Consider the following 4,381-nt stretch of genomic DNA (forward strand, 5'->3'; position numbering starts at 1 on the left):
CCCATGCCCGCCTGCCCGGTGGCCGCCCGTGCCGACGCCACTACACCGGCCAGGCCCGCCAGCAGGCCGGCGATGCTGTAGACGATGATCAGGTGGCGCTTGACGTTGATGCCCGAGGTGCGCGCCGCCTGCATGTTGCCGCCGATGGCGTAGGTGTACTTGCCGTACTTGGTGTAGCGCAGGGCGATATGGAAGATCACCGCCACCACCAGGAAGATCACCACCGGCATCGCGCCGTGGCCGATGGCCGTGTAGGAGTCCGAGAGCATGCTCACCGGCTGGCCTTCGGTGTAGTAACGCGCCAGGCCACGGGCCGAGACCATCATGCCGAGGGTCGCAATAAACGGTGGAATCCCGGTGACCGCAATGATACTGCCGTTGATCGCCCCCGCCAGCAGCCCCACGCCCAGGCCCATCGCCACCGGTATCCACACCGGCAGGTCAGTCAATGACGGAAACACCGCACGGGAAAAGTCGGAAGTCTGCGCCAGGCTGGCGGCGATCATCGCCGACAACGCCAGCACCGAGCCCGAGGACAAATCGATACCGGTGGTGATGATCACCTGGGTCACGCCAATCGCCAGCAGGCCGATGATCGAAACTTGCAGGATCATCAATACAAGGCGCTGGGAGTTCATCAGGAAGCTCTGGTCGCGCACGATCCAGCCGAACAACTCAAACACCAGGCCGATGCCAATCAGCACCAGCAGGATGCTCAGCTCGGTGGGCATGCGTCGACGGTGCTTGACCGGCGCCGCAGCGGGCTTCTTTTCCTCGGGTTTGCTTTCCAGTATCGCGTTCATAACCACTCACCTTTTTTATCGCGTTGCGCCGGCCACAACGGGCCGGCGCCGTCTGTTCGTTAGTGGACCGCCGTCATACCGGAAGCCAGTTGCATGACTTTTTCCTGGGTCGCATCCGCGCGGTCCAGGGTGCCCATCAGGTCGCCTTCGTGCATCACCATCACCCGGTCGCTCATGCCCAGCACCTCGGGCAGCTCCGAGGAAATCATGATCACCGCCATGCCTTCGCTGGCCAGGTAGGAAATCAGCCGGTAGATCTCGGCCTTGGCGCCCACGTCGATACCGCGAGTGGGTTCGTCGAGGATCAGTAGCCGTGGGTTGGTCATCAGCCAGCGGGCCAACAGGGCTTTTTGCTGGTTGCCACCGGACAAGGTGTCGATGCATTGCTCCAGCGACGGGGTTTTCACCCGCAGCTTGGTGCACATGTCTTCGCACAGGGCACGCAGGGCTTTTTGCTGGATAAAGCCATTGCCGGAGTAATGCGGCAGCACAGCCATCTCCATGTTTTCCAGTACCGATAGGCAGGGGAACAGGCCGCTGAGCTTGCGGTCTTCGGTCAGCAGCGCGAAGCCCTTCTCGATGGCCATATGCGGGTCGGTGATGCGCACGGTCTTGCCGTCCAACTGGATCTCGCCGCCGGAGCTTGGGGTGATGCCGAAAATGGTTTCGGCCACATTGGTCCGCCCGGAGCCCATCAGCCCGGCGATACCGAGAATTTCCCCGGCGTGCAGGTCGAACGACACGCCCTGGAATACCCCATCCAGGCGCAGGTCGCGCACCGACAGCAGCAGATTGCCGATGGGCTTGTCGCGCACCGGGAACAGCTGGCTCAGCTCACGTCCCACCATCATCGAGATCAGGCTGTCGCTGTCCATGCTGTCGGCCCGCTGCAGGCCGATATAGGCGCCATCGCGGAACACCGCCACTTCATCGGCGATGGCGAACACTTCGTTCATTTTATGGGTGATGTAGATGATGCCTTTGCCCTGGGACTTGAGGTCGGCAATGATCGAAAACAGGTGGGCCACTTCCTTGTCGGTAATGGCGGAGGTCGGTTCATCCATGATCAGGATGTCGGAGTCATAGGACACCGCCTTGGCAATCTCGACCATCTGCCGCTCGGCAATGCTCAGGTTACCGACGTGTTCCTCCGGGTCGAGATTGATCCGCAGCCGCGCCAGCAATTGCGCGGTGCAGCGGTGCATTTCCCGGTGGTTGACCATGTGCAGGCCGTTGAGCTGTTCGCGACCGATCCAGATGTTCTCGGCGATGCTCATGTGCGGCATCAGGTTGAGTTCCTGGTGGATCATCGCGATCCCGGCCTTCTGCGCCGCCAGCGGTGTTTCGAATTTGATCGGCTTGCCACGCAAGCGGATTTCACCGGCGTCGGGCTGATAGATGCCGGCGATGATCTTCATCAGTGTCGACTTGCCCGCGCCGTTCTCGCCCATCAGCGCCAGCACCGAGCCGGGGCGCACCCGCAGCTGCACATCGGCCAGGGCCACGACGCCGGGAAAGCCTTTGCTGATGTTGGAGATCTCCAGCAGATAGGGTTCTTCCAGTACCAAGGGCTGGATACCGGGAGGCTGGGAAGCAGTCGCTTGAGCAAACATATCGGGTACTCCGTCAGCAGGGCCGCCGTGGCTGCCCTGCCGGTTTATTGTTGTTATTAAGGGCTACTTGAAGTCTTTGACGTTGTCCGGGGTGATCAGCTTGAACGGGATCACCACGTTCTGCTCGACCGGCTCGTGCCTGGCCATCTTGCGCGCCGCTTCCACCGAACCCACGGCCTGGCCATTGGCGTCCTGGAACGCCGACGCGGCCATGTCGCCCTTGGTAATCGCGTTCAAACCGTCCGGTGTGCCATCCACCCCGGCGATCAACACGGTGCCCGGCTTGGTGCCCGCCGACTTCAACGCCATGGACGCACCGATGGCCATCTCGTCGTTGTTGGCCAGCACCGCGTTGAATTCACGGCCTTGGGTCAGCCAGTCGTTGACCAGGGTCATGCCCTTGTCACGCAGCCAGATGCCGGTCTGTTCCTGCTCGATGGTGATGCCTGGGTATTTGGCCAGGACTTCCTTCACCCCCTTGGTGCGGTTGGTGGTGGAGTTGTTCGCCAGGTCACCCAGCAGGATCACGATCTTGCCCTTGCCGCCGAGCTTTTCGGCGATGTACTGCATTTGCAGGCGACCCGCCTCGACGTCATTGGAGGTCACGGCCACGATGCCTTTGGGCAGATCCGTCTGGTCGGGACGACGGTTGACGTACACCAGCGGAATGCCCGCTGCGAGGGCCGCTTTACTGATATTGGCGGTAGACGCCGTGTCGACCGGGTTGACGATGATGGCGTCGACTTTCTGGCTGATAAAGTTCTCGACCTGGCTCAGTTGCTTGACCACATCGGCGCGGGCGTCTTCGAACTGCAGCTGCACGCCGTCACCCTTGGGGTAGGACTTGGCTTGCTTGTCCATGTCCTCGCGCAGGTAAGTCAGGAAGGTGTCATCGAACGCCGACATGCTCACGCCCACCTTGATATCGGCCGCCGTGGCGAAACCACTGGCGAGCATCATGGACAGGGCCAGCGCGGTAAAACGGATCGGGGTCTTCATGAACGGTCTGTCTCCAATTTCTTGTTGGTTTTGTGGACGTTACGTTTTTCAGAGCGAAGCGGTCGGCAGTCGAACGATCGGCGCCCCCGGAATGCAGCACACCAGGGAACCCTTGCTTTCGACGCACAGGACATTCAGGAGGGAAAAGTAAAACGGCCGGGCGCGGGGCAGACCGCGTGACTGGAGGGCAGGACGTAAAACTCGCAGTACAGCGTTGAAGATTTTCATCTGACGGTACCTGGTTGTTTTGATCTTGTTTTTGTCGAGTCGCCCGAATCGAGTCCGAACGTACTTTATGCAACCTGGAATGACTTTATTGGAAAATAATTTCCATATCAACCTGTTTTAGAATTTTATTCTATTTTTCATCCATGAGGCTCCATAGCCGCCATTTCCACTACCTGCTGGCGCTCTGAACTCAGGCGCGCGGCGTCCAGTACGCGGGTGGTTGCCAGCGCATCCAGGACGTTCACCGGCAACTCGCCGTGGCCTTCCACCGCGCTTTGCAGCTGACTGTAGAACTGATTCCAACGGCCCTTTTCCGACGGCACCCGCTCACGATCCGGCCCCTGCTCGAACCAGCCCCAGCGTCGATGTTCTTCAGCGCCCCAGTGCTCGCCTTCGGTTTTCGGGGTCTTGCCGGCCAGCAGCGCCTCTTCCTGGCCGTCCAGCCCTTCGATGGTGTAGCAACCGGCCGTGCCATTCACCCGAAACCGCGGGGCCTGGCTGTTTTGCAGGGCGCTGCCCCACAGGTGTGAAATCACCCCGTTGGCGTGGGTCAGCGATACAAAGAAGCCGTGGTCTACGTTCGGCTCATCGGCGGTGTAGTGCAACTGCGCGAACACCCGGTCCACCGGGCCGAACAGTTGCATGGCCTGGTCCACCAGGTGGCTGCCCAGGTCCCGCAGGAAGCCGCCGCCGCTGGCATTGCCCACCGAGCCCGGGTTGTAGCGCTCCACCCGGGAT

At 61.1% G+C, this 4,381-nt stretch carries 4 protein-coding genes; all 4 read right to left on the minus strand.

Translation table 11 applies throughout. From position 1 onward, the window contains the following. Window positions 1-803: ABC transporter permease (locus HX846_RS25890; RefSeq protein WP_178966361.1), on the minus strand; the 803-nt coding region annotated here is incomplete at its 3' end. A 59-nt stretch (window positions 804-862) separates the two neighbouring features. Further along, window positions 863-2,416, minus strand: a complete 1,554-nt coding sequence (locus tag HX846_RS25895) for a sugar ABC transporter ATP-binding protein (RefSeq protein WP_178966362.1) — start codon at window positions 2,414-2,416, stop codon at window positions 863-865. Between the two features lie 63 nt (window positions 2,417-2,479). Then, complete coding sequence (locus HX846_RS25900; RefSeq protein WP_003214701.1) at window positions 2,480-3,415, minus strand: sugar ABC transporter substrate-binding protein; 936 nt, start codon at window positions 3,413-3,415, stop codon at window positions 2,480-2,482. Window positions 3,416-3,780: 365 nt separating this feature from the next. Continuing rightward, a partial coding sequence (locus tag HX846_RS25905) for a Gfo/Idh/MocA family oxidoreductase (protein ID WP_256739937.1) occupies window positions 3,781-4,381 on the minus strand: 601 nt, incomplete at its 5' end.

Origin of the sequence: Pseudomonas sp. K5002, assembly GCF_013386655.1 — a bacterium.
GTDB lineage: Bacteria > Pseudomonadota > Gammaproteobacteria > Pseudomonadales > Pseudomonadaceae > Aquipseudomonas.